Raw genomic sequence first — 4,840 nt, 5'->3', positions numbered from 1 at the left:
ATTACAGAGATCGTGCTGTCAGCCCTGCACCTGACAATGCCTTGCAGGTTAACTTTTTGTTAACCCGGTGACAATATTTTGACATGGTGCCAGGCACTGATTAGTATTTCACCTGACCTCTAATAAACCACAACATTTACCGGTTAATTTTGCCTTGTGAATAATCCAGCCGACGATCATCTGCCCCACAACGACCCGGACAGGCTGGCACAGCATCTATTGCTGGTCGATTGCGACGATGAGCGAGCCGAAGAGCTGAGCCTGTTATTCGATTTCATCGATTACGGCAGCATCCAGCGTTGTGATTACGGCGAGTGGAAAGCGGCCAATCACAACGATGTGCAACTGGATGTGATTGTTCTGGGCCGACACTCGGAAGATGCCACCACGCTGGAAGAACTCAAGGCCCTGCACGATTACTTTCCCCGGGAGATCCCCATTCTTCTGGTCAGTGAACGCGGCAATCCCGATAACGACAGCCGTTTTGCCGGGGGCTATATTGCCGGCAAGATCGAATATCCCCTCAAATATCGCCAGCTCTATCATGCCCTGCATCAGGCTGATATCCATCGGCGCCAGGTTGAACAGCCCGGCAGCGGATCCCAGACCCTCTTCCGCAGCCTGGTGGGGAAAAGTGCGGCGATTCAGGAGGTGCGCAAACAGATCGAGCAGGTGGCCGGCGCCGATGCCAATGTCCTGATTCTCGGGGAATCAGGCACAGGCAAGGAAGTGGTCGCGCGGAATCTGCATTATCATTCCGGTCGCCGGCAAAAACCGTTCGTGCCGGTTAACTGCGGCGCTATCCCGCCCGATCTGCTCGAAAGTGAGCTGTTCGGGCATGAAAAAGGCGCCTTTACCGGCGCCCTGACCGCCCGCCAGGGGCGCTTTGAAATGGCGCGGGGCGGCACCCTGTTTCTGGATGAAATCGGTGATATGCCGTTGTCCATGCAGGTCAAGCTGTTGCGGGTCATTCAGGAGCGGTTGTTTGAGCGGGTCGGCAGCAACAAGAGCATCGAAGCCGATGTGCGGATTGTCGCCGCGACCCATCGTGACCTTGAAGAGGAGATCAGTGCCGGACGTTTCCGCGAGGATCTCTATTACCGGCTGAATGTGTTTCCCATCGAAATGCCACCCCTGCGCGAGCGTCGTGGCGACATTCCGCTGCTGATTGGCGAGCTGGTGACCCGCATCGAGCACGAACAGCAGCGTTCGGTGCGGTTCACCCGGCCGGCGCTGGTGGCGCTGAGCGACTATGAATGGCTGGGTAACGTACGCGAGCTGGCCAATCTCATCGAGCGACTGGTGATCATGTTCCCCAACGGGCTGGTGGATGTCCGGGATCTGCCGGAGAAATACCGTGACGGTATCGAAGTTGAGGTGCTCGAATCTGAGATTGAGGACGACGCGCTGCTGGAGCTGGATGTCCAGCCACAGCGGCAGGTGGCCGGCGAGCCGGCGCGTCTGCCCACCGACGGCCTGGATCTGCGCGAACATCTGCAGGAAATCGAGTATTCCCTCATCAAGCAGGCGCTGGATGATGCCGAAGGGGTGGTGGCGCATGCCGCCAAGCGCCTGAATATGCGCCGTACCACCCTGGTGGAGAAAATGCGCAAGCTCGGCCTGCAACGGGTCGAAACCGCCTGAACCGCCCTGTCCCGCGGTGACAGGATTTTGACCCCCGACGATTTCAAACTCCCAACTTGTTGAATTTCAATAGAAACCGATTCAGGCACGGTTCTTGCTCCTGGTTTCCTGTGTGTCAATTTAGGCGTCATAGGAATGCAACCGGACGAGTACCGTATGGCAGAAGAAACCCCCAGTCAGTCCCGGGCCCTGGAAGAGGCGTTCAATACCTTCAACCAGCTCTCCCGTCAGCTGACCGAGTCCTACCAGATCCTGGAATCGCGGGTGACCGAACTGAACCAGGAACTGGCTGCCGCGCATGACGAGCGGTTTCGCGAACTGACTGAAAAGGAACGGCTGGCCAACCGCCTCGCTCTGCTGCTGGACGTGCTGCCCGGCGGCGTGGTGGTGCTCGACGGTCAGGGGCAGATCCAGGAACACAATCCCGCCGCCGGCGAATTGCTGGGCGAACCGTTGCTGCAACAACCCTGGTCCGCCGTGATCGCCCGCGCCTTTGCTCCCGGGCCGGATGATGGCACCGACGTTTCATTACGCGACGGTCGTCGGGTGAACATCTCTACCTGCCCGCTGGGCGCCGAGCCGGGACAGATCCTGTTGCTGATGGACGTGACCGAAATCCGGCGCATGCAGGATCGCCTCAACCAGCAACAACGCCTGGCGGCCATGGGCGAAACTGCCGCCTCCCTGGCACACCAGATTCGCACCCCAATCGCCTCGGCATTGTTATATGCCTCGCAACTGAAACGACAGACCCTCAAAGACGAGGATCGCATCCATGCCGCGGAGAAAATTTTTTCGCGCCTGCGCCATCTGGAGCAGGTGATCGACAACATGTTGATGTACGCGCGTCGCGGTACCGTCAGCGAAGAATCGTTTACCGCCGGCGATCTGTTCCGGGATCTGCAGGCCAATATCGAAACCAGCCTGCGCCACAGCGGTATCCAGTTCGAGTCTTATGATGACAGTGACGGTCGCGTGATACAGGGCAATCGACAGATGTTGCTCAGCGGGCTGTTGAACCTGGCCATGAATGCGATTCAGGTCATGCCCGACGGGGGCTGTCTGACACTGGGCGCCGAAAGCGATGGGCAGTCGCTGGTGATCCGGATCAGCGATACCGGCCCGGGGATTGCGGCCGACAAACAGGCGGAAATTTTCAGTCCCTTCTATACCACCCGCAAGGATGGCACGGGGCTGGGGCTGGCTGTGGTTGAGGCGATTACCCGCAACCACAAAGGACGGATTGAACTGGAATCGCAGCCCGGCAAGGGCACGACGTTTATTTTGTATCTGCCGGTTCAGGCCGATGACCGCCAACAACCGGGCGAACAGATGGCCGGGCAACTGGCATAACTCAACGAGGAGGCAGAGATGACTGCATCCAGCATACTGGTGGTGGAAGATGACGACGCCCTGGCGGAAGCGCTGCAGGACACCCTGAAGCTTGCCGGGTATGAGAGTGTTGTGACAGCCAACGGTCTCGAGGCGTTGCGGGCGATGGAACAGCAGCACTTCGATATCGTGGTCAGCGATATCAACATGCCGAAGATGGATGGCGAAACCCTGCTCAAGCGGCTGCGTAGCCAGTATCCCGATACCCCTGTCATGTTGATGACCGCTTACGGAACGATTCAGCAGGCGGTGGATGCCATGCGCGAAGGCGCCGCCGACTATCTGGTGAAGCCCTTTGAGGCCGAAGTGCTGGTCAACATGGTGGGACAGTACATCGGTCAGCCCGAAGCCGAAACCGACATGGTGGCCGTGGCACCGTCTTCCCAGGAGCTGGCCGCCATGGCGCGCAAGGTGGCCGACAGCGAGGCCACGGTCATGATCACCGGCGAAAGCGGGGTCGGCAAGGAAGTCCTGGCGCGCTTCGTTCATCAACATTCCGGTCGCGCCGAACAGCCATTCGTGGCGATCAACTGCGCCGCAATTCCCGAGAATATGCTGGAAGCCACGCTGTTCGGCTATGAAAAAGGGGCCTATACCGGTGCCTACAAGGCCAGCCCCGGCAAGTTCGAACAGGCCCAGGGTGGCACGCTGTTGCTGGATGAAATCTCGGAAATGGATATCGGCCTGCAGGCCAAGTTGCTGCGTGTCTTGCAGGAGCGTGAAGTGGAGCGTCTGGGAGGCAATAATGTCATTCAGCTGGATGTCCGGGTGCTGGCGACCTCGAATCGCGATATGCGTCAGGTGGTGGCTGAAGGCCGGTTTCGCGAGGATCTGTTTTACCGTCTGAATGTGTTCCCCCTGCACCTGCAGCCTTTGCGCGAACGGATTGAGGATATCGGCCCGCTCGCCGAGCGTTTGCTGGAAAAGCAGGCGCGTAACGAGGGACGGATTATTCCGCGACTGGATGAAGCCGCAGTGCAACGACTGCAAAGCCATTGTTGGCCCGGCAACATTCGCGAACTGGATAACGTGATGCAGCGAGCCATGATTTTGCAAAATGGCGAGTCGATCGAGGCCGGCGATATTCATTTTGAAACGGCCACAGTGCCTGTCCAGGAGACCGCGGCGATTACCCCGGCACCGGTCGCAACATCACAACCGATGCCGGCTGCGCAGTCTGACGCGGAAAATGAAACGGATGCCGATTCGCTGAATCAGGATCTGCGTCATCGAGAATGGGATCTGATCCTCAATGCCATTAAAAAATATGGCAGTCGCAAGGTCACGGCCGAGCAGCTGGGCATCAGTCAGCGCACCCTGCGTTACAAGCTGGCCCGGATGCGCGAGGCCGGGATCCGTGTCCCCGAAGCCAACGGCTTTGAAACCGCCTGAATGAATTAGATCTATCCAAGACGGAGAGTGAACCGATGAGCAACACGACGATTACCCCCGATATGCTGCTGGCCCAGATGCGGTCCATGGCAACCCAGGCCCAGGGTGCGCAAACCCAGGGTATCCAGGGCAATGAGGAAACCGTCAATGGCCAGTCCGACTTTGCCGATCTGCTCAAACAGTCCATCAACGAAGTGAATAACGCCTCGCAGGAAGCCAAGCAGCTGACAGATGCCTTTCAGCAGGGCGACCCCAATGTGCAGTTATCCGAGGTGATGATCGCCATGCAAAAGTCCAGTGTCTCATTTGAGGCGATGCTGCAGGTGCGTAACAAACTGGTTAGTGCCTACCAGGAAATCATGAATATGCAGGTGTGAGGCGTGAAGTAGCGAGGTCGCCAGATGGTTGAGGG

4 protein-coding genes are annotated in these 4,840 nt (G+C 58.3%); all 4 read left to right on the top strand.

The window, feature by feature from the left end:
• The first annotated feature begins 156 nt into the window (after window positions 1–156).
• Window positions 157–1,644 carry a sigma-54 dependent transcriptional regulator gene (locus tag RI563_RS12580; RefSeq protein ID WP_317622894.1) on the top strand — a complete coding sequence of 496 codons (1,488 nt, stop codon included), beginning with the start codon at window positions 157–159 and terminating at the stop codon, window positions 1,642–1,644.
• 156 nt (window positions 1,645–1,800) lie between these two features.
• Window positions 1,801–2,997, top strand: coding sequence for a sensor histidine kinase (locus RI563_RS12575; protein ID WP_310694731.1), 1,197 nt, complete (start codon window positions 1,801–1,803; stop codon window positions 2,995–2,997).
• A gap of 18 nt (window positions 2,998–3,015) precedes the next feature.
• Window positions 3,016–4,428 (top strand): sigma-54 dependent transcriptional regulator, encoded by a 1,413-nt coding sequence (locus RI563_RS12570; RefSeq protein WP_310694730.1) that lies wholly within the window; start codon window positions 3,016–3,018, stop codon window positions 4,426–4,428.
• Between the two features lie 35 nt (window positions 4,429–4,463).
• The gene (gene fliE, locus RI563_RS12565) at window positions 4,464–4,805 is read left to right on the top strand and encodes a flagellar hook-basal body complex protein FliE (protein ID WP_310694729.1); all 342 of its coding nucleotides are present in this window, start codon (window positions 4,464–4,466) and stop codon (window positions 4,803–4,805) included.
• Window positions 4,806–4,840 lie beyond the last annotated feature (35 nt).

Origin of the sequence: Thiohalophilus sp. (genome assembly GCF_031581315.1) — a bacterium.
In the GTDB taxonomy this organism is placed as follows: Bacteria; Pseudomonadota; Gammaproteobacteria; order UBA6429; family Thiohalophilaceae; genus Thiohalophilus.
Note: the sequence above shows the minus strand (reverse complement) of the source record. Positions and strands in the feature narration are given on the sequence as shown.